Source organism: Bartonella sp. MR100HLJHH (genome assembly GCF_042194215.1).
Lineage (GTDB): Bacteria > Pseudomonadota > Alphaproteobacteria > Rhizobiales > Rhizobiaceae > Bartonella > Bartonella grahamii.
This window is the reverse complement of the sequence record NZ_JBHIMR010000013.1, coordinates 21025-42137: the sequence shown is the minus strand read 5'-3', so window position 1 is coordinate 42137 and position 21113 is coordinate 21025. Positions and strand designations below refer to the sequence as shown.

15 protein-coding genes are annotated in these 21113 nt (G+C 37.5%); 5 read left to right on the top strand and 10 right to left on the bottom strand.

Features of this window, described 5'->3' with window-relative positions:
• Together ACFIJ7_RS07905 and ACFIJ7_RS07900 are read left to right on the top strand one after the other, a co-directional pair.
• A partial coding sequence (locus ACFIJ7_RS07905) for an autotransporter outer membrane beta-barrel domain-containing protein (protein WP_375644972.1) occupies positions 1–1234 on the top strand: 1234 nt, incomplete at its 5' end.
• 152 nt (positions 1235–1386) lie between these two features.
• Positions 1387–4875, top strand: a complete 3489-nt coding sequence (locus tag ACFIJ7_RS07900) for an autotransporter outer membrane beta-barrel domain-containing protein (protein ID WP_375644971.1) — start codon at positions 1387–1389, stop codon at positions 4873–4875.
• Positions 4876–5129: 254 nt separating this feature from the next.
• Here the strand turns inward: ACFIJ7_RS07900 and ACFIJ7_RS07895 are convergent, their stop codons facing one another.
• From ACFIJ7_RS07895 to ACFIJ7_RS07880, 4 genes are all read right to left on the bottom strand, one after another.
• Complete coding sequence (locus tag ACFIJ7_RS07895) at positions 5130–6101, bottom strand: WD40 repeat domain-containing protein (RefSeq protein WP_375644970.1); 972 nt, start codon at positions 6099–6101, stop codon at positions 5130–5132.
• A 10-nt stretch (positions 6102–6111) separates the two neighbouring features.
• A complete protein-coding gene (locus tag ACFIJ7_RS07890) occupies positions 6112–7140 on the bottom strand; it encodes a CobW family GTP-binding protein (RefSeq protein ID WP_375636447.1) in 1029 nt (342 codons plus the stop codon).
• Between the two features lie 13 nt (positions 7141–7153).
• Positions 7154–7897 carry a creatininase family protein gene (locus ACFIJ7_RS07885; RefSeq protein ID WP_375644969.1) on the bottom strand — a complete coding sequence of 248 codons (744 nt, stop codon included), beginning with the start codon at positions 7895–7897 and terminating at the stop codon, positions 7154–7156.
• 613 nt (positions 7898–8510) lie between these two features.
• A complete protein-coding gene (locus ACFIJ7_RS07880; protein WP_375644968.1) occupies positions 8511–8678 on the bottom strand; it encodes a hypothetical protein in 168 nt (55 codons plus the stop codon).
• A gap of 1351 nt (positions 8679–10029) precedes the next feature.
• On the opposite strand from ACFIJ7_RS07880, the gene ACFIJ7_RS07875 reads away from it, so the two are divergent.
• Positions 10030–10386 (top strand): hypothetical protein, encoded by a 357-nt coding sequence (locus ACFIJ7_RS07875; protein WP_375644967.1) that lies wholly within the window; start codon positions 10030–10032, stop codon positions 10384–10386.
• A gap of 799 nt (positions 10387–11185) precedes the next feature.
• Here ACFIJ7_RS07875 and ACFIJ7_RS07870 read toward each other — a convergent pair.
• Positions 11186–12520, bottom strand: a complete 1335-nt coding sequence (locus tag ACFIJ7_RS07870) for an NAD(P)H-dependent oxidoreductase (protein ID WP_375636451.1) — start codon at positions 12518–12520, stop codon at positions 11186–11188.
• Between the two features lie 163 nt (positions 12521–12683).
• On the opposite strand from ACFIJ7_RS07870, the gene ACFIJ7_RS07865 reads away from it, so the two are divergent.
• Positions 12684–13163 (top strand): MaoC family dehydratase, encoded by a 480-nt coding sequence (locus ACFIJ7_RS07865; RefSeq protein ID WP_375636453.1) that lies wholly within the window; start codon positions 12684–12686, stop codon positions 13161–13163.
• A gap of 922 nt (positions 13164–14085) precedes the next feature.
• Here ACFIJ7_RS07865 and ACFIJ7_RS07860 read toward each other — a convergent pair.
• The 3 genes from ACFIJ7_RS07860 to ACFIJ7_RS07850 are packed head-to-tail and all read right to left on the bottom strand — an operon-like array spanning position 14086 to position 16618.
• Complete coding sequence (locus tag ACFIJ7_RS07860; RefSeq protein ID WP_015856780.1) at positions 14086–14745, bottom strand: methionine ABC transporter permease; 660 nt, start codon at positions 14743–14745, stop codon at positions 14086–14088.
• Positions 14738–15772, bottom strand: coding sequence for a methionine ABC transporter ATP-binding protein (locus ACFIJ7_RS07855; RefSeq protein ID WP_015856779.1), 1035 nt, complete (start codon positions 15770–15772; stop codon positions 14738–14740). Before ACFIJ7_RS07855 ends, ACFIJ7_RS07860 begins: the two co-directional genes overlap by 8 nt.
• A 27-nt stretch (positions 15773–15799) precedes the next feature.
• On the bottom strand, positions 15800–16618 hold the full coding sequence (locus tag ACFIJ7_RS07850; protein ID WP_015856778.1) for a MetQ/NlpA family ABC transporter substrate-binding protein: 819 nt from the start codon (positions 16616–16618) through the stop codon (positions 15800–15802).
• A gap of 512 nt (positions 16619–17130) precedes the next feature.
• On the opposite strand from ACFIJ7_RS07850, the gene ACFIJ7_RS07845 reads away from it, so the two are divergent.
• Positions 17131–17778, top strand: coding sequence for an SH3 domain-containing protein (locus ACFIJ7_RS07845; RefSeq protein WP_375644966.1), 648 nt, complete (start codon positions 17131–17133; stop codon positions 17776–17778).
• Between the two features lie 281 nt (positions 17779–18059).
• Here the strand turns inward: ACFIJ7_RS07845 and ACFIJ7_RS07840 are convergent, their stop codons facing one another.
• Both ACFIJ7_RS07840 and ACFIJ7_RS07835 read right to left on the bottom strand, forming a co-directional pair.
• The gene (locus ACFIJ7_RS07840) at positions 18060–19091 is read right to left on the bottom strand and encodes an aspartate-semialdehyde dehydrogenase (protein ID WP_375644965.1); all 1032 of its coding nucleotides are present in this window, start codon (positions 19089–19091) and stop codon (positions 18060–18062) included.
• 1275 nt (positions 19092–20366) lie between these two features.
• A complete protein-coding gene (locus ACFIJ7_RS07835) occupies positions 20367–20747 on the bottom strand; it encodes a helix-turn-helix domain-containing protein (RefSeq protein WP_015856775.1) in 381 nt (126 codons plus the stop codon).
• Between the last annotated feature and the right edge of the window lie 366 nt (positions 20748–21113).

Here is a 21113-nt window from a genome sequence, read left to right as displayed (position 1 = left end):
TCCGCCCCCCAATCCACTTCCTACGTCATTGACATCTGCCACAGCTTCTTCTTCTACATCTTCTGATCCTGTTGATCTTCCACCTTCTCCCCCCGATCCACTTCCTACCTTGTTGATGTCTGACTCGCCTTCTGTTTCGGAATCTCCTTCATCTACAGATTCTGTTTCTCCTGCTCCTATTGAACCAAAGCCTTCTACATCTTCTGATCCTGTTGATCCTTCGTCTAATCTTCCTGTGTCGCTTGATGTTCAGTCTAATCTCCAAATTAGAGCTGTTGTTCCTCAATTGCCAACTTATCTTCTTTTGCCAAATACCTTATTTCATGCTGGTTTATTGGATATGACCACGCAAAATAAGACGGTAGAGACAATGCGGAATGCTATTCATTCCTCTTGGAAGGATGATGAAAAGACAGCCTTTTTTCTGCATGCTTATGGTGGTAGTCATCATTATGCTTCCAATTTATCTGCTTTTGAATATGGCTATGGCGCTGAGCTGAATTATAGTGCACTCGAAGCAGGTGTTTTGTTAAACGAGATTGAGAGTTTATACAGTCGTACATTCTTTGGGGCTTTGGGGAACTATGGAAATCTTTTTCTAAACCCACAGGATGTTGAACAGAGCAAAAAGAGTCCATTTGATAAATGGTCTGTTGGAGCCTATGGAAGTTTACAGCATGATACGGGTTTTTATATCGATGGAGTATTATCGTATGGATTTTTTAAGGGAGATGTTTTGACACTAGCACGGGGCAAGGTTGTGGCGTTAAAGGGTAAACAGTTTAGCGGTTCTTTAACCAGTGGCAGAATGTTTGCAACAGGGTATAAAGGTGTTATTTTTGATCCGCAGATTCAGGTTGTTTATCAGCATCTTCAGTTTAATCCGGCACATGATGTTGATAATATTGAGGTTGATTTAGGAAAATTTCATCAATGGGTGGGGCGTGTTGGTGGGCGTTTAAGCAAGACACTTAATGTTTCTGAAGAGGGACGTGTCATTTCTTTTTATAGTAAGCTTTCTTATTTGCATAGTTTTGAAGATAAGCAATTTGTTTCTTTTAAAAATGATTTCCAATTAGGTGATTTTGGTTCTTCTTTAGAAGCGGGGCTTGGTTTTAATGCCAAATTATCTTCGAAATTTGTACTTCATGGAGATATAAATTATCAGCATAGACTGACAAAAGCAGGGTTTTCTGGAATGAGCTTTTCTGGTAGATTACAATATCATTTTTAGTTATCCATGAAATATAGAATAATTTATATATAAGTATATAAGTGTTATATTAATAATTAAGTTAACTATTTATCGTATATTTATTTTATTTTAAGAAGTTTGTAATATACATTATTTGATTGTTCTTCGTTAATAAATAGGGGTAAGGAAGAATGGTGATAAATGTATTTTACAAACATGCATTTTTATATAATTTTACAACAGCTATTATTTATTTTTTGCAAATTTCCCATCTTGAAGCTGCTGGAAGTTTATGTGATCCAGAGGCTCCATTTTATAAATGCGATGATAGAAAAACACACTTTCTCGCAGATAAAGTTTATTACTTAAAAAATTCTCAGGAGGCTGCGCCTATTGCAGCTATATATGTAGCAAAGCAAGGCACAATTGTTAATGCGTCTCGTATAACTGTTACGGGTGATAATCCAGATGAAATATCTCAATATGGTGCATTCGTACAAGATAGCGGAAAGCTTATTCTAAGGGATTCAAACTTTAAGGATATCCCCGGTCTTCGTGTTCTAAATGGAGTTATTCAGATGAATGACGGGAAGATTGAGGGAACTTCGCACGCTATTTATGCATCGGGGAAAGAGACGGATGTTATTTTAGTTAGTGTCAATGTTGAGATTAAACCAGACAATTTGAATGCAAAGGGTATAGGGATTGTAAGTGGTCTTAATGCATTTGTTAGGATGTCAGGTAGCACTGTTACTTTTAATGAGATTGGCGCGTTTTCAACAAAGTTTGGGGGGAGATATCTTCTCGATACCATGACGATTGAGGGAAAAGGAAAAAAATACACTGCTATAGTTGATAATGAAAGTGTCGATAAATTACCAGAGGCTTTTGACATATTGCAAGGTGGGGATGTTCATTTGAGGAGTAGTTCTATTGTGCTTAATGATATGCATGGCTTTTTGGTTAAAAATTTTTCAGCTTTTGTAAATAGTAGAGGCCAGCCTATTCATAATTATGATCTATCAGACGCTTTTAAGAAGACAAATATTGAGATTGAGAGCTCAAATATTTCTGTGCAGGGAAAGGGAGTTTATGGTCTGTATTTTAATCTATTAGATCCAAACACAGTGGCAGAATATTATGGACAAAAAGGTGTTTCAAAAGAGCCAAGAATCACTATGGGAGAGGCATCTGTTCGTTTAAAACAGACAACTTTCACAGTTCCAGATGGTACAGCTATTTATGTTACTGGGCAGGGCGGTTATGGAGCCAGTGTTTCTCTTGATTTATCAGAAGCAACAAAGATCTCTGGTGATTTGTTATTAAAAGCTGAAAAGAACTCTTCTATATCTATTAAAGCAAGCGCTTCTTCCCTTACAGGGGGTGCGCACGTTGAAGATACTTCTACTGCTAGATTAGAATTAACGCGTGGTTCTACTTGGTATCTCACAAAAAGCAAATATAAAGGTTTGCAGGGTTCTGTTTTTACAGATTCATCACTTTCATCTGTGAGTCTTTCTGATAGTACATTTATTTTCAATCGGGATGTATCCAGCGGTTATCAAACATTGCGTATCGGGAATGAACGATACAAGGAGGCATACAATGCGGAGGGTAATGTTCAGATTAAGCTCAGTACGTTTTTGAATGATGATGGTTTGTTTGATTCTCAAAAAACCGATCGTATTTTGATCGATGGAGATGTTTCCGGCGCTACATTGCTCGTGATGGAAAATTTTTCCAAAACTTCAGAAAAGGAAGTAAGCAGTGAAGGAAGCAACAGTATTTCACTTATCCAAGTTTCTGGATATGCGCGTGAAGATTCTTTTAAACTAATGGGCGATTATACTGCAATAAATGGTTTGCCTTATCAATATCGTCTTCGTGCTTATGGACCAAGTTCTTCTTTTGGAAAAGCAGATCCTATGAATAGATTAGTTGCAGGAGATCGGGACTTTTGGGATTTTCGTCTCGAGGGTATTTATATTAGTCCTAAAAAAGATTCTTCTACGATTTTACCTATTCCACCTTCACCTTCTGCGCCGGTAGATCCTACACCTACAGACCCTGTTCTCACTCCATTACCTACACCTATTACACCAACACCTGCTCCGTCTGCGCCCTCTGATCCAAGTGATCCTATACCTACAGATCCTTCATCATCTTCTTCTGTGCCTATTACACCAACACCTGCTCTGTCTGAGCCCTCTGATCCAAGTGATCCTACACCTGCAGATCCTTCACCTTCTTCTTCTGTGCCTATTACACCAACACCTGCTCCGTCTGCGCCCTCTGATCCAAGTGATCCTACACCTGCAGATCCTTCATCTTCTTCCTCTGTGCCTATTACACCAACACCTGCTCTGTCTGAGCCCTCTGATCCAAGTGATCCTACACCTGCAGATCCTTCATCTTCTTCCTCTGTGCCTATTACACCAACACCTGCTCCGTCAGCGCCCTCTGATCCAAGTGATCCTATACCTACAGATCCTTCACCTTCTTCTTCTGTGCCTATTACACCAACACCTGCTCCGTCAGCGCCCTCTGATCCAAGTGATCCTACACCTGCAGATCCTTCATCTTCTTCCTCTGTGCCTATTACACCAACACCTGCTCCGTCTGAGCCCTCTGATCCAAGTGATCCTACACCTACAGATCCTGTCCCCACTCCGCCTGTTCCTGTTAAGCCTGATATTCAGCCAGAAATGGGAATTAGGGCGGTTGTCCCACAGTTGCCAACTTATCTCCTTTTACCAAATGCTTTATTCCATGCCGGCTTGATGGATTTTGCCTCTCAAAATAAAAAATTGAAGGCAATACGAAGCTTTTCTGGAGGTTCTTTGAAAAGTGATGAAAATCCAGCATTTTTTATCCGTGGTTATGGTGGAAGCTACCACTATGCTTCAAATCTTTCTGCTTTTGAATATGGCTATGGAGCAGAACTTGATTATAGTGCACTGGAAGCAGGTGTTTTGCTGAAAGAAATTGAGAGTTCAGAGAGTTGCACATTCTTTGGGGTCACGGGAACTTATGGAAAACTCTCTCTCCATCCTCTAAATGTTGAACAGAGAAAAAAAAGCGCATTTGATAAATGGTCTGTTGGAGCCTATGGAAGTTTACAGCATGATACGGGTTTTTATATCGATGGAGTATTATCGTATGGATTTTTTAAGGGAGATGTTTTGACACTAGCACGGGGCAAGGTTGTGGCGTTAAAGGGTAAACAGTTTAGCGGTTCTTTAACCAGTGGCAGAATGTTTGCAACAGGGTATAAAGGTGTTATTTTTGATCCGCAGATTCAGGTTGTTTATCAGCATCTTCAGTTTAATCCGGCACATGATGTTGATAATATTGAGGTTGATTTAGGAAAATTTCATCAATGGATGGGGCGTGTTGGTGGGCGTTTAAGCAAGACACTTAATGTTTCTGAAGAGGGACGTGTCGTTTCTTTTTATAGTAAGCTTTCTTATTTGCATAGTTTTGAAGATAAGCGATTTGTTTCTTTTAAAAACGATTTCCAATTAGGTTTTTTTGGTTCTTCTTTGGAAGCAGGTCTTGGGTTTAATGCGCGTCTTTCTTCAAAACTTTCTCTTTATGGAGATATAAATTATCAGCATAGACTGACAAAAGCAGGGTTTTCTGGAGCAAGTTTCTCTGCTGGTTTGCGCCACCTTTTTTGACAAAGTATGATATGTCTTTTTATAAAAAAGGCAGTAGAAAATGCTGCCTTTTACTTTATTAAAATCTTCTCTTATTTTTTCTAAATGGTTCTTTTGTCTTGATGAAAAAGGTCCACAATATATGATTTCTTTGGTTTGTGATTGAAAATGCCTCGTAAGTGTGTTTATTTTTTAGAGAGGAAGATGGGTTTCATGCGCAATTGCTTCTGGAGGATTGTGCGGCTATTTTAGCTGTAATGGTTGTTGTTTTTTTCTTAAACAGAGATGTTGATAATACCACACTCACCATTTTCGCTACCAAAGGCAAGGTTGTGTCCTGCCTGATCCCAGTTGAGCGCTGAAATGGCGCTTTTTCCATAGCCTTTTAGAAGAACCTCTTTTCCATCGTGAAAATGTGCACACAAAATCATTCCGTCATTGAAGCCTATTGCTACAATGTCTTCGCTTGGATGGCATGCAACGGTGCTGACAAGTGCATTTGCTCGTGTGCCCAGTTCTAATGGTGTTTTTCCCATGGGGCCATCTTTTGTATGAAAGGGCCAGACAATGGCTGCTGATGCACCGGATGTTGCTAACCATTTTCCCTTCGCGCTCCAAGACCAGCTTTTGACTTTGCTTGGGTAGCCACTCATGCGGAGATGCTGATTATCAGTGAGACGCCAGCCATGGAGGGCATTTTCTTGCATGGTAGAAATGACATAGCGGTTGTCTGGTGAGAAGGTGACACCAAAGTGTGCTCCTTTCCAGACCAATGTGGTGGGAGATGTTTGCGTTGATAACCAATGAAGAGTAACACCATTGTAATGGGCAACGGCAAGGCGTAATCCCTTTGGAGCAAAAGCAAGACCTTCTATACTGCGTTCATGTGTGAGCTCTTGCAGTTCTTTGCCAACATTTGCCAGTGTGATACGTGAGGAGGAAAAAGCAAAAACTTTCCGTGGTCCAAATGCAACATTGCTTATCCATTTGCCTTCCTGTTTGCCCAGTACTTTTGTATGACCATCTGCTGTTGTTTGACAGACCTTTCCGTCTTCTCCACCTGTAATGATAGCTGTGTTATCATGGGAAAAATGGCTAGAAATTATTCCTTGGTGAACTTCAATGGTTTGTGGGATTGGGTTAAAAAAAACAATAAAACCTTCAACCGAGACAAAAGCTGGTTTGTTATCAATAAAACCGGAGGAAAGACAATAATTTTGTAAATTGTAATTGGTAATGCTTGGCATTGTTACTCGCTTATGCACAATTTTCAAAACCCGTTCTCAGTTTTTCGGCATCAAGGGTGCGGCCAATAAAAACAAGTCGGCTTTCACGTTTTTCATCTTCACGCCATGGACGTTGGTGCTGTCCTTCAAGGATCATGTGGATGCCTTGAATGACATAACGATCATCGTCTCCTTGAAATGCGATAATGCCTTTTAAACGCAAAATATCGGGACCCTGTTGTTGCGTGATCTGTTGAATCCATGGGAAAAATTTTTCTGGTTGAAGGGCACCTGTTTTTAAACTTACAGAGGTTATTGTAATATCATGAATGGTGGATTTGTGGTGATGTGCATGATCATGATTACAATCGGGACCACAGACATGGTCTGCGTGCTGATGGTCAAGAAAATGGGGATCATTATCTAAAGTGCGTTGGAGGTCAAAGGAACCTCGATCGAGGAGTTTATCAAGAGGGATGTTAGCGCGCTCTGTTGCGTAAATTATGGCTCTGGGATTAATTGCAAGAATGAGCGATTGCGCGTGTGCACGTTCTCCTTCGCTGACAAGATCAATTTTATTTAAGAGAACAATATCAGAGAAAGCAATTTGCTCTTCAACTTCTCGGCTTTTTTTAAGTTGGTGTGAAAAATGCTTTGCATCAACGACTGTGATGACACTGTCGAGAGCGGTTTTTTCATGGACCGTATCATCCATAAAAAAAGTTTGTGCAACGGGGATTGGGTCAGCAAGCCCTGTTGTTTCTATAATGATAGCATCAAATCGATGAGAGCGTTGCATTAGACTTTCCAAAATGCGAATAAGATCGCCGCGCACGGTGCAACAGACACAACCATTATTCATTTCATAAATTTCTTCGTCCGATTCAACGATAAGATCATTATCGATGCCAATTTCACCAAATTCATTGACAATGACTGCGTAACGTTTGCCGTGGTTTTCACTCAGAATGCGATTGAGAAGAGTGGTTTTTCCTGATCCAAGATAGCCTGTGAGAACCGTAACAGGAAGTTTTGTGGGAGTGTTTTGCGTCTTTTCCATGGTTCATGCCTTTTTATTGAAATGTGTTTATTTTAAATCGATTGATATCATCAAGTAAACCATGAAGCCCACAAAGAACATGAGAGAAAATTGCTTCACCGGCTTGCGGTGTTGCTTCACTTGCATTGCCTGCTGCTCCTTGTTTGTTAAGGTCACGCATTGTCCATCCAAAGGCATGAGGACCATAAGCGCGTAAATACTGATAGTTAGCAATCATATCAGCTTGCTTATTATGAAAATTTTCTGCTTTCTCCATATGCACTTTTTCGGGTGCTAAATAGAGCATTAAAGAGGTTTCTATAAATCCTCCATGGATATCAAGATGCTGTTGAGACGGTGCCATTAAACCTTGTGGTAGGCCAAAACGACTCCAACTTGTTGCTACCGCAAGCATTGAAAAACGCCTCCGTAATTCGGTGATAACAATGCTCATTAAAGGCGAATTGCCTCCGTGGGCATTGAGAAGAAGAAAACGCTTTATTCCTTTGCGATAGCAGTTCTCACCAATGCTTATCCATCGCTCAATAGCCTCGAAAAAGGTGAGGGTTTGTGTGCCTGTAACATCCATATGTTCTATAGAATAGCCAATCTTTTCAACCGGTAAAAGTGCGATATGAAATTGCTCTTTTGTTTGTAAAGTGAGGGCTTTTGCAAAAGCTTCAGCAATGATCCAGTCGGTTTCGAAGGGAAGGTGCTCTCCGTGATATTCGTGTGCGCCCAAAGGTAAAAGAGCGAGAAAAGGCGTGTTAGATATCATAAATTATTGCCCAAAAGAGAAGTTAACACAGATAAAGTGATCAAAAGTGCTGTCACTATTTAATCTATCTATAAGAGAAACGCAAATAGGCGTTTTTTTACATCACATATGGATGCTATAAAAATGAGAGTTTTGTTAAAAATAGTGAAGATTTTATTGAGCAAAGCCAACTCAATTTTTTTGTAATATGAGGCGAACTTTCTAAAGATAGCTATCTTTGGTAAGACTTTCTGATGAAGATTCTCATTTTTAATAAGTAAATATTCATACAGATTAAATACTTAACATCATGTAATGAAAAATAATTTTTCATTGTTTATTGAAAACACAATTTTTTCTGTAAGTTGCATATTCTTCTTTTTACTATGGAGCGAGGATAACCAAACTATTTCTATTGTTGCAATAGTACAGACTTTGGTTGCAATCAGAAGTTCTAAATTCTTAATTCAAGTATCTGTATATTACAAAAGAATAGAAATGTTTATTGATTGATTTTACTTTGGATAGTGTCTTAATAGACTTTAGTGCTCATGAGAAAAAATGAATATAAAGGGAAGGATTCACGTAAGATAAACTTGCAGTCTCAGAGAGCTCGATGAGTTTATAAGATGATTCAAGAAGAAACACCGTTGGATACATGATAAACAGAACGCCATTGTGTTGCACATTGATATGCTTGTTTTAAAGAAACCTTTCCTAAGGTATTCAAGCCTATTTTGCGACGCTGTTCGTGAAGGGTATAACGGTAAATCCTCATAATATAAAATATATTGTACTTCACTATATTTACTTTTTTAAAGTAAAAAGCGACACCACCATTCACTTTGCCAGTTTTCAATATTGTGTTAACAGCGCTTGATAGTTAAAATATCTCATAAGTGAAATTTTCCTTTTTTCAAGTGTGTTTACACACACATCGTTTTCTTTTGTGATTTGAAAGCGAAGAATTTTGATTGATTCAATATAAACAGAGTTAAAATTAAGAGAGTCTTATAATAATCAGCCCTCTCATTCAACATGCAAAACAAGAAATTATTATTATAGATTAGTATCCTGCTATTAATTAAAATGATCGATTGCTAAATTTATCATTCAATATCAGTTTTCATGGCGTTATTTTTTCAATGCGCTTACTTAAGTTGGTATCTCAAAAATGCAATTTTTAGTCAGTTTCTCTACCACTTTTCTTTCAAGCATTTGATTAATTATTTATTATTATTTATTTTGCACAAATTGCAGACAGTTATGTGAATATTGCCAAAAATTTATTTCAAAGAGAATTATTTTTTACTAATACAGAGTAAATATAATTACTCAAAAGATAAATAGGGCTGCGCTCTACAATATTGACGAAAAATATGGAATAACTTTTATGAGAATTAAGAAAGAAAATTGCTTTTCAGTATTTTGGGGGATCATCTCATTTTTCATGACTCTCTTTTTATTTAATTTTAGGTAGTTTGTTGGTGCTCTAGTGTTGCTTATAATGTTTTTGTAAATCTGATAGATTTACTTATTTTATGCGTTTGTTTTATTGGGTTTTAAAGTCAATATTTAAGTTCTTTATGCTGTATGAGATAAAGGTGCTGAATTACCTTTTTGAAGATGCTATGCGCTATTTTTCTTTATATATCAGTAAAAGTTGAGAATCATTTTATTAACGTCTTTTCTATTTGAAAATAGAGATCTTGATTTATTTTTACATTTTATAACTGTTTTATAGAAAAATAATACACTATTTTAAGGTTTATTTATTAGGATAGATTTGTTTTAGATCGAGCTTTTTATTCGCTATCAATTTTATTTTCAAGTTTATTGATGAGCGATATAATAAAAATTCATTAAGTAATATTTCATTTTTATATTTATTGAAATAATAGAGAAGAATTATCATTAGATTGACAGTTTTAAATGTTATAGTTCTTTAAAATTTAATTACATTTTAAATTATTTTTATCATTTGTTGTTTTTGTGTCTTTACATGCAATACACAATGTGTTATATCTGTAATATAATTACAGATAATATTTTATTATGTGTAATTATATAAATAATTAAATATAAGTTTTGGTTTTTATATATGTGAATATTCTTTCATTTTTTCAGTGAAGAAAAGAGGAGCAAAGAAAGCTATGTTTAAAATATTTAAAAATCGTGTATGTTCATTTACTTTTACACTATTTATTCTTTTTTTTGTACAAACTATAGAGGGAAATGCAAGTTTTGTAAAAAATCAATTTCAAGAGAGAGTGGCAGTTACTATTTCTACACTAGAAAAAAAAGTAGTTATTAAAGCTGTGGATAGAGCTGTTATTCAAGGCGTTGAGGAACAAAATGCTATTGCTTTGGGGAAAGCTGAAAAAACTGCTGCCTTTTCAGGTGCAGCTTTTTGGGGGGGAATAGGTATTATATCACTTCTTGCTTCTTTATGTATTGGGGATGTATTAGGTGCTGTTGTATCTCTTTGGGGAATATTCACTACACTTTAGTAGAAAGCTCATCGACAAAGTCGATGATTTTTTTGTTCATTTCATGATTTTGAAAAAATAAATATTTGAACTTATTTATACTGTATTGGATGGAAAAATCACTATTATTAATACCAAATGTAGCTTTTATTAACATTATTAAAGTTCAATGTCCTACATTTATGTTTTTTTACAAAATAATGTAACCTCATTTTTTACAGTTTATGGTTATTTCCTAGTAATAAGGCTAGTATACTTACTATCTTTATCAGCCTTTTAATATTGTTTACCTTCTCTCATATGAAGATTATTCATTAAAGGCATATTTTATCCTTTTTAAATTTTTTTATCTTTTATAAGAGGATAAAATAAAAAGATTCCTGTATTCATAGCTCTTATACAATAAGAAAAATGACAAATTATCATTTCAAATTTGTTTATGTTAAATCCATCAAAAGTATTTTTTACATAGAACAAGTTGCGTTCGTGTATGGATAAGATTATCAAAAAAAGAGTAAAAATTCTTCTCATGAATCATCTCAAGGCTCAAGGGCTGTCGTAATATTGACAAATAAAATGATGATGCCGGTTTGTATCTTTATAGAGTAAAGATAGTGATACACAATGAATCTTATGCCATCTCATGGGGTGGTTTATATTGTAGCATTTACGCGCCATATTGTGAGAAGGAAGTGGTGATATGCATCGTTGAAAATGCCTTTATTAAAAGATAAATACTTTTATTTGCGATACAAGTGTATTCTGGGTTGTTCTGTCGTGTCAGGGAAAGATGCTGTTAAGTAAGGTAATTAAGGAGTGTTTATAGCTTAGCGGAAGAAGGGACATGAAGTAAAAGGTCTTGTTTAGCACGAAGACGCGCAATCCATTGATCTTCACGAATAGCAGTATTATGTATTGTAATGAGTTCGTTTTTTTTAATTGCAGCTGTTACTGTTGCTTTTTCTAAAAGACCACAAGGAATGGCGTGGTGAGCGCGTGCTTCTGCGATGTTCATTATCCAAGCGCGATAAGTATAAAGACCGATAAAGTCTAGCTGATCACCTGGATGTAAATCTTTTTTAGCAACAGCACAGACTTCTACTACGGGATGGCTAAGAGGAACCATATCTTTTTTGCCATAAAGCATAGCGCGTGCGCAGGTGAGGGGAACTTCCATTGCTGTTAAATGATAGGGACGGTGAAAGGTGAAATAAGGCCCCTGACCAATTTTTAAATCTTCCATACGTTCGCGTAAACGTGGGTGTGCTATTTCTGCAATGACAAAGACACCTGGGGAAACACCTTGGCCTGTTGAATAATCTACAATACCATATCGCTGCAAAATGCCTCCATCTTGTTTTGGGATAAGCACTTTGTTTAGATCTTGCAACGCCGCTTGTGGTCCATGCATTCCTGGGCAATCGGGGAGAAGTCCAGTGGCATTGGCAATTGCTGCCATTTCAACCATTGTTTTGGAACCATCAATAAATTCAACCAACATGCGCACATTCATATTACGCCGGAATGCTTCTTCTTCGTAAGCATCAGGTGTAGCATCAAAGCGCAGAGGATTATTTTTTCCTTTACCTGCTGCAACAATCTTATGTCCAAGGGCTGAAACAAATTCTATGAGTTCCATACAAGAAGTTGGTTCATCTCCGGCACCAAGTGTATAAATGAGCCCTCGTTTTTCTGCTTCATGTTTGAGATAAGCGCCAATTGTAACATCTGCTTCAACATTCATCATGACAAGATGTTTGTTATTCTCAAGCGCTTTGATACCAATTTCTGCTCCTGCTTCGGGATAGCCTGTTGCATCAACGATAATATCAATTTGTTCATGACGTAAAACAAGGTTAATATCATCTGTTGCTGCAATCAAATTTTTTTCAATGCTTTGCGTGAGAGCATAAGTATTTTCAACTTCACAGACATGTCCATCCTCGCCATAGGCCATTGTAGCGGCATCAAAAATACGTGACGGCGTCCTAGTGGCTACTGCAGCGACTGTTATACCATCCATATGCGCAATACTTGATAATAAATCTGTGCCCATTTCACCACAACCAATCAGTCCAATACGGATGGGGGGATGCTTTTCTGCACGTTGTTTCAAATCATGCGCTAAACCTGTTAGGTTCACATTGCTTGCCATTCTTTTTTCCCATTTGAAAACTATTCTGCTAAAGAGCTTTTCTCATTCATAAGGTGCATTTGCTTTTAAGACAATTAATCTTTTATTCTTGATGCTCTAATCAATGGATTTTATAAAAGCAAGAGGGGTGGTTGTTTTTATCAAATAAAATAGGAATAGCGTTATGCAGCAAAAAATAGCAGTACAAGATGTCACCAGTTTTATTGGGAAAGAAGTGGGATTATCGGGGTGGCGTCTTGTTACACAGGATATGATTAATCAGTTTGCATGCGCTACAGATGATCATCAATGGATACACGTTGATGAGGAAAAGGCTAAAAAGACACCTTTTGGAGGCACAATTGCTCATGGGTTTTTAACATTATCGCTTTTGTCTACGCTCGCTTATGAGGCACTTCCAGAGTTGGAGGGGAGCACAATGGGGATTAATTATGGTTTCGATAAAGTACGCTTCATGAGTCCTGTGAAAACAGGGGTACGGGTACGTGCGCGTTTTGTGTTAGATGATGCAGAAATTCGCCCTTCTGGTCGAGTGGTTTTCCATTATGGGGTTACGGTAGAAATTGAACAGTTAAAAAAACCAGCTCTTACGGCTCAGTGGCTTATTGTGGCAGTGATGGGGGAAAAATCTTCCAATATCTAGATTAGTTTGAGTACTTTATTTTATAAAATTTTTGTACAATTCTATGAGAAGTTTCTTCAATGATAATATTGAGAATAATCTATAGGGTGATAGATATGCTGGAGCTATCATAGCGTTGATAGCTATAGCAGATTGCTATCTTTCCTAGATCTTTTTGAAGAGGAGTTTCTTGGTGAAGATAGTGCATTGCCTCACGCTTTTGTTTATAGCATTCTTTAATGGGATCATAGCCCTCACATAAACAGAATGTTTCAAATGGAATATACTTGCGTTGCTAATTCACGGGCTTATTTTAAAGAAACATCTCTCAACGCTCGTCACACCCATTTCGCAATGGCGCCTGTGAATAGTATAACGGTAAAGCCATTGAGCACCCCATATCTTTATGCTTGTGAAGAAGAAAACCGGTACTATCATATTATATGCTAGCACCTTATATGCTAGCACCCAATGTTAAGACAGGTCTTGGTGCTTGAGACAATTCATAAGAGGCACGCCTTCCTTGCTTGTATAGTTTTTACTCACACGGCTCTTCCTGCTTGTAACATGCAAGCGAGAGATTTTGATTAATTCGATATGGAACAAATTGGGAATGAGAGGACCTTACGGTATTCAGAGTTCTTATTCAATATGTTGTCTAAGGTTGGGAAAGGTCGTGACCAATGTCTTAATTTGACATGATAATTTATCATTTTTATGTTAAGAGAGAGTTTCAAATATTGTAAGATCTCTCATTTCATTTCCTTTTATATTCAATCAGTTAAAACTATTTTCTTTCATGTTACAAACGGATGGGGAGAGATAAAAACGGTTTAAGAAAAAAGTTCCTAATCTCTTATGAACGTTTTCGATAACCAAGGGTTGTTGCACTTGGAAAGTGGCAAAGAGGATGATGATACTGGTATGTGAAATTCTAAGTCTTTTAATGTTTTGTTTTATCAAGTTTTTGTACGATTTTATCAGAAGTCCATTGGGTTATAATATTGAGCATGATCAAAAGAATGATGACAATGGTCATGATGAAGGTATTATAGCGTTGATAGCCATAGCGGATTGCCATATCCCCTAAACCGCCTCCACCAAGATATCCAGCAAGTGAGGTGGCTCCTATGAGAGAAATGACCATGACTGTAAAACCTGTAATCAGGCTAGGGAGAGCTTCAGGAATAAGAACATGTCTGATAATTTGAAGACGGCTTGCACCCATAGAGCGGATCGCTTCAATGAGACCGTTTTCAACGGTTTTAAAAGAGAGTTCCGCCATGCGTGCATAAAAAGGAATAGCTGAAATGGTCAGTATAAAAATTACAGCAGGCATTCCTATTCCTCTTCCTACAACGATACGCGTAACGGGAAGAAGATAAAATGCAAGAATAATAAAGGGAATGGCACGAATACTGTCAATGATCATGCTTAAAGGGCGATTGATGAGAGATGAGGAAAAAATCCCCCCGCGTGCTGTTGTGTGAAGAAGAAGACCAAGGGGAAGTCCTATAATAAATGCCATAAAAGAAGCACTAAGTGTCATCAATATTGTATCAATAACAGCTTGGGGAAGTTCATGAGACAGAACATTAAACATAGCCTAACACCTCACAATATCGTCCTTTTTTCGTTAACCATTGAACAGCTTTTTCTAAAGCTTCTTTATCTTCTCCAGGAAGAGCCAAGAAGAGTCGCCCGATGGTTTCATCTTGAACTGTATCAATGCCACCATGCAAAATACGTGCTTTTAAACCACTCTCATTTTCTAGAAGATGAAGAAAAGGCTGCTGGGCAATTTCACCGGCAATATTGATTTCAATGACAGCTTCTCGCCCGATTGGTTTGAGATTTTTCGCAAATTTTTCAGGAAGTTGCGGGGTGACAAGCTTGAGCATGGCTATGGTTGTATCGTCTTGCGGTGATGTAAAGATGTCTTTCACACGTCCTTCTTCTACGATGTTCCCCTGATTAAGAACAACAACGCGATGCGCTATGGTACGCACAACTTCCATTTCATGGGTGATGAGCACAATCGTGAGATTGAGGTGTTTATTAATATCAGCAAGGAGCTCTAGAATAGATTGTGTGGTTTCAGGGTCAAGAGCAGAGGTGGCTTCATCTGATAACAATATTTTAGGATTAGCAGCGAGCGCACGAGCAATGCCAACGCGTTGTTTTTGCCCCCCTGACAATTGTGCCGGATAGCAATATTCTTTTCCATATAACCCAACCAATTCAATCAGTTCAAGGGCACGTTTGTGGCGTTGTTTTTTACTTACACCACTTAATTTAAGCGGCAATGCAATGTTATCAAGAATATTTTGCGATGAGAGAAGATTGAAATGTTGAAAAATCATCCCAATTCGTTGACGGTAAGGCGCCCACTCTATCTCTGATAGATTTGAAATATCAACACCTTCAAAAAAAATGGACCCTGCATCAATCTTCTCTAACCCATTTAAACAGCGGATAAGTGTTGATTTTCCTGCTCCACTGCGCCCAATAATGCCAAGGATTTCACCAGCATGGATATTTAAAGAGAGATTATTAATTACCGGAACACCAGCCGTTTTGTTAAAACAACGGCTGATGTTTTTTAAGGAGATAAGGGTAGGTTTTTCCATTCACAATTACTCGGATATTTGGCACAATTACCAAGAAGTTTGGGCGGTTTTGCCAAAAATCTCTTTGATTTTTGCACGGATAAGATCGTTGTTGTAAGCGGCAACTAATTTTTTAACCCATGGCTCATCTTTTTCGCTCGTGCGTACAACGATGATATTATCATAAGGATTATTTTTTGCGCTCTCCCATGCGACGACATCTTTTTCGAAGTTTAATCCGGAAACAATAGCCCAGTTTGTGTTTATAATTGCAAGATCAAAATCGTCAATAGCTCGCCCTAACATACCAGCATCGAGCTCACGAATTTGCAGGTTTTTAGGATTTTCGATAATATCAAGTGGAGATGCAAGAATATTATGGGGGTCTTTTAACTTAATGAGACCTAAAGAATTGAGAAGAAGTAAGGCTCTTCCACCATTAGATGGGTCGTTTGGAATACCAACATGTGCACCATCACGTAGATCTTTTAAGTCTTTGATTTTGTGCGAATAAACACCGATTGGAGCAATAAATGTATAGCCGACAATTGAAAGTTTATAGCCACGTTGTTTCATTTGTTCATTAAGATAAGGAGCGTGCTGAAAAGCATTCGCATCGATCTCTCCTGCGTTAACAGCGTCATTAGGCAAAGCGTAATCAGAAAAATAAACGAGTTCAATATCTAAACCGGCCTTTTTAGCCTGTTCAGCAGCAGTTTTCCAAATAATCGCATCCCGCCCTTCCATAATACCAAGTTTGATTTTTGATTTGTCTGTAGCCATGACAAAAACCGTAGATAAAAAAAGTGCAAAGAGAGAGAGGAATAATCCTATAATCCGACTACGAGAAAAAAATTTTAATGTCATGTGCTTTTAACTTTCTTTTCCAAGAGATTTTTTGAGGGAAGTTTCAATATACTCTGTATTTTTCTAAGGAGATTTAAAGTTATACAAGCTTTAGAGAATATTCAATCACTTTTATTTTTAAAAGAGTATTATTTTTCCTTCTATTTTTAGTATTTTGGGGGCTTATCATCATTCATTCTCAGTAATTCTCTGAAATTTAGGAAATCAATTCTTTTATTGCAATCATTTGTTGAGGGAACCAATAACACTTGAAAAACTTCTTTAAGGGACGATTGGTTGAAGAACCAGACAATCAGATGATGCTTTAGCTGTAAATTTATGAGGAGCATACTGCGCAATCAAGATCAAAAGGCCGTGTTCGTGTAGAGGGGGAATAAAGAGAGATTTTGTTACAATGTTGTGGGGTCTTTTGGGCGGGAAATAAAAGTTGCGGATCATTGGATTTAAACGCGGCAAATTTTTGCAAAGGCGAAATTTTGCCCTTCACATGTTTTGAGAGAGGAAGAAAAATAATGTTAAGAAAGAAATTTTTATCAACAACAATGATTTTATGGGCTTTGGGAGCGTCGGGGGTGGCTGTGACTGCTTCTCACGCGGAAGCTGGAACCATTGCAGGAACAGTTGCTCGTGTTGCTTCAGGTCAGGTATCTTTACGCACAGGTCCTGCGACAGCTTACAAAGTGATCTCAATGGTTCCAATGGGAGAAAAAGTGCAAATTTATGGCTGTCTATCCAATAAAACTTGGTGTTCTCTTGGTTATCACGGAAAGGTTGGTTGGGCATCTGCACGTTATGTCAATGTCAACAATGTTCCTACCGTTGCTTTTACAAAGATGCCAGTAAAGCCAAATGCTATGAGAAAATCGCCAAAAGTAAAAAAAGAAAAAGTAAAACAGGTTGTTTCTGGTTTTAAAGCTCTTCCGGCGATTCAAAAAACACGGAAAAACATACAAAAACTCTACAGAACAGATATGATTATCGATTCTACAGGTGTCAAAAAAAGAGATGAACGGACAATTTTAAATCCTTCGCCCAAAGCACAAGGAGTTTCTGTAAAGCACGTAAATGCTTATAATCCCTTCTTTCCTGATAATGTCAATTATAAAAATTTTGAACGTAATGAAACACGTTACCGTGTTGTGACTTATCCTGCTCGATAAGGGTAAGTTAATTTCACAACCGGAATGATAAAAAGGATCAGCAGCATGAAGCAAAAAACGCTTATGCTGCTGATCCTATTGTACCGTAAAATGGCATTAGGGCGGCGATGATTAATTAAGGTGGCGAGGTATTCATGGATATTCAGAGTAAAATTTGTCAATACCCCGAATTACAGTCCTTTAGGCTGGTGATATGAATCTCCAGCAGGGGAAGATCCTACTGAAGAGAAGCCGGACTTTTGACAGACCGGCTAAGGCTCTTTATCCTTTCGGACAGGGCGTTAATTTACGGACTTAGGCTTTATCAAATTACGAGAAATGAGCAATTCAGCAATTTGAACTGCGTTCAATGCTGCTCCTTTTCTTAAATTATCGGCGACAACCCAGAAAGCTAAACCATTTTCAACGGTAATATCTTCACGAATACGGCTAATAAAGGTGTCATCTTCTCCGGTACATTCATAAGGTGTGGTATAGCCACCATCTTCGTGTTTATCGATAAGCTGACAACCGGGAGCATCGCGGAGAAGCGCTTGTGCTTCAGATACGCTTAGTGGTTTTTCAAATTCAACATGGACAGCTTCGGCATGACCGATAAAGACAGGGACACGAACAGCAGTGGCTGTTAATTTAATCTTCGGATCGAGAATTTTCTTCGTCTCAGCAGTCATTTTCCATTCTTCTTTTGTATAACCATCTTCCATGAAAACATCGATATGAGGAATGACATTAAAGGCAATGCGTTTAGTGAATTTTTTTGATGTAATTGGGTCAGCAACAAAAACAGCACGTGATTGTTCGAAAAGTTCGTCCATTCCTTCTTTACCAGCTCCAGAAACCGACTGATATGTAGAGACAACAACACGTTTAATGATTGCAGCATCATGGAGAGGTTTTAAAGCTAAGACCAGTTGAATTGTTGAACAATTAGGATTTGCTATAATATTACGCTTAGAAAAGGCATTTATAGCTTCGGCATTGACTTCAGGGACGATCAACGGAACATTGGAATCATAGCGCCACGTGGAGGAATTATCGATGACGACACAGCCAGCGGCAGCGATTTTAGGAGCATATTCTTTGGAAATGCTTCCTCCCGCAGACATCAGACAAAAATCTGTGTCAGAAAAATCGTAAGTATCCAGTGCTTTTACTTTTAAAGTTTTATCTCCATAAGAAACTTCTTGTCCTAATGAGCGTCGTGATGCTAGAGGGACAATTTCATGCGCAGGAAAACCACGTTCCTCTAAAATTGTAAGCATTTCACGACCAACATTTCCGGTTGCGCCGACAATTGCAACTTTAAAACTCATTTTCTATATACTCCTCATGTCTCTCCACGTTTATTCCCCGTGCTATACTCAGGAGAGAGTGAGTTGGTCAAGGAACATCATTAAATTATATTTTTGATTTTCAACAACTCAATTTTGTACACATCAATCACCATCAGCAGCACAATAAGTTGTTTTATTTCAAATGATACGTCTTTTTAATCTTTCAGAATTGAAAAATTGAATATTGTACGCGAAACTGTTATCTCTTTTAGAGAGCACTTTAATTAAGTGAATTCCATATCTTCTGTCAATTGTTTACCTTCACACTTTTGAATTTTTTAAGGATGCTATTACGTATTGCGTTGGGGGAATCTTTTAATACCTTATCTGTTAAGTGTTGAAGTATTTGATCTTCTCCCTATGCCTTTAAAAGCGAAGCTTCCTATTACAGTCTGTAAACAGCCAGATTCTAGCGGTTACTTTTAGCGACTTCCCATTTTTCACTTGAACTTAAGGCTCAACAAGCAAGTCTAAAAATATTTAAAAAGACATTTGGCGCCTAAAAAACATTTGAATGTTTCAAGGAGGTATGCATGCTTCATATTCTCATACCTTAAATGATAGAATTTATGGCACAACAAGATAAACTTAAGTATCCATTATATAAATAAATTCTTATGAAAGTTATACATATAGTTTTTCGTGTCTTATTTTTACTTTAATCCTGTTATGCCGTAAAATATCGTCATTTGAAGTATGGTGGTATAAGATCTTTAAGCTTTTTTGATATATTTAAGTATTTTTTTAGTGCGTGGGAATGTTCTTAGGCTTGTTTGGCGAGCTTTTTGTTTCAAGTGGATTATATGAGTGGAAAGCCGTTGAACACCTCCATGTTTAATGTTTAAAAAAAAGAGTAAGTTAGCACCATCATACATTTTTTCAGCACTCAATGTGGCTACAGTTCTTGGTATGTGAGACGATTCAATTAAGAGGTATGCCTTTTTGTACATTTTTACTCACACGTTTATTTACATGCCAACTTTGCTTGTAATGTGCAAATAAGTGATTTTGATTGATTCAATATAGAACAAGTTTGAAATGAAAGAATTTTACGATATTCGAGACACTCATTCAATATACATAACGTTAGATTATCATTATGAATCAAAGCGCTATAGCTAAGTTAAACTCGTTAGAATTCGGACTATTTACAGACCAGATTAGATTTAAGAAATTTCGTTCTCATGAGGTGTGGGGAGACAGTCAAAATTCTTTTCAATGTTATTAAGGACGTTGATTGTCCTTTCAGTGAATTTATGAAAATAAGGGGCCATTTTTTTCACCAGAAATCAACTGCAAAATAGCCCTTTGTTTTTTGCGGGTCATCATTCTGAAACTTTTCAAAAGTAAATATTCTGCTTTGCTTTCTACTCTGTCATCACAATGATAGAGGGGATCTTCTTTTTTTGTGTTATCAGCATAAAAGAAGGAAACGGGAACATCTAATATATGAGCAATTTCTTGTAAACGTCTTGCACTTACGCGATTTAAACCTTTCTCATACTTTTGAATTTGTTGAAATGTTACGCCCAAATGACTCCCTAATTGTTTTTGAGAAAAACCCATGAGGTTTCTTCTAAAGCGAATTTTTTTGCCTAAAGAAATGTCGTAAAAATGTAAATTTTTGGCTCGCACTTTGCTCCCCCTCCGGTTGCGAGCGCCCTCGCATTAGTATTCCGGGGTCTGGAAGTGCTGAAACCGAGCCAGCCTCTTGCTTTTAGTGCTGAGAGCACTTGGACATAACAAGAGCCCCCGGAAATTCCGGGATATCCGCAAAAAGCGGGTTTATTTTATACTCGGTTTTAGGGCTTCCAGGCCCTATTGATCGCTGCGTATACGATCAAAAACACAAGTTCATTCATAGGATAATTTCTTTAAATCGTCAACCAGAGTGACAGCAGTTGGTTTGGTTGTTTTTTGCAAAGTTTACATGCAACTGTTGCAATGCATCCCTTTATTTTGATGAAATTTAGGACAATTTCTTGGTGATCATTATGGGGA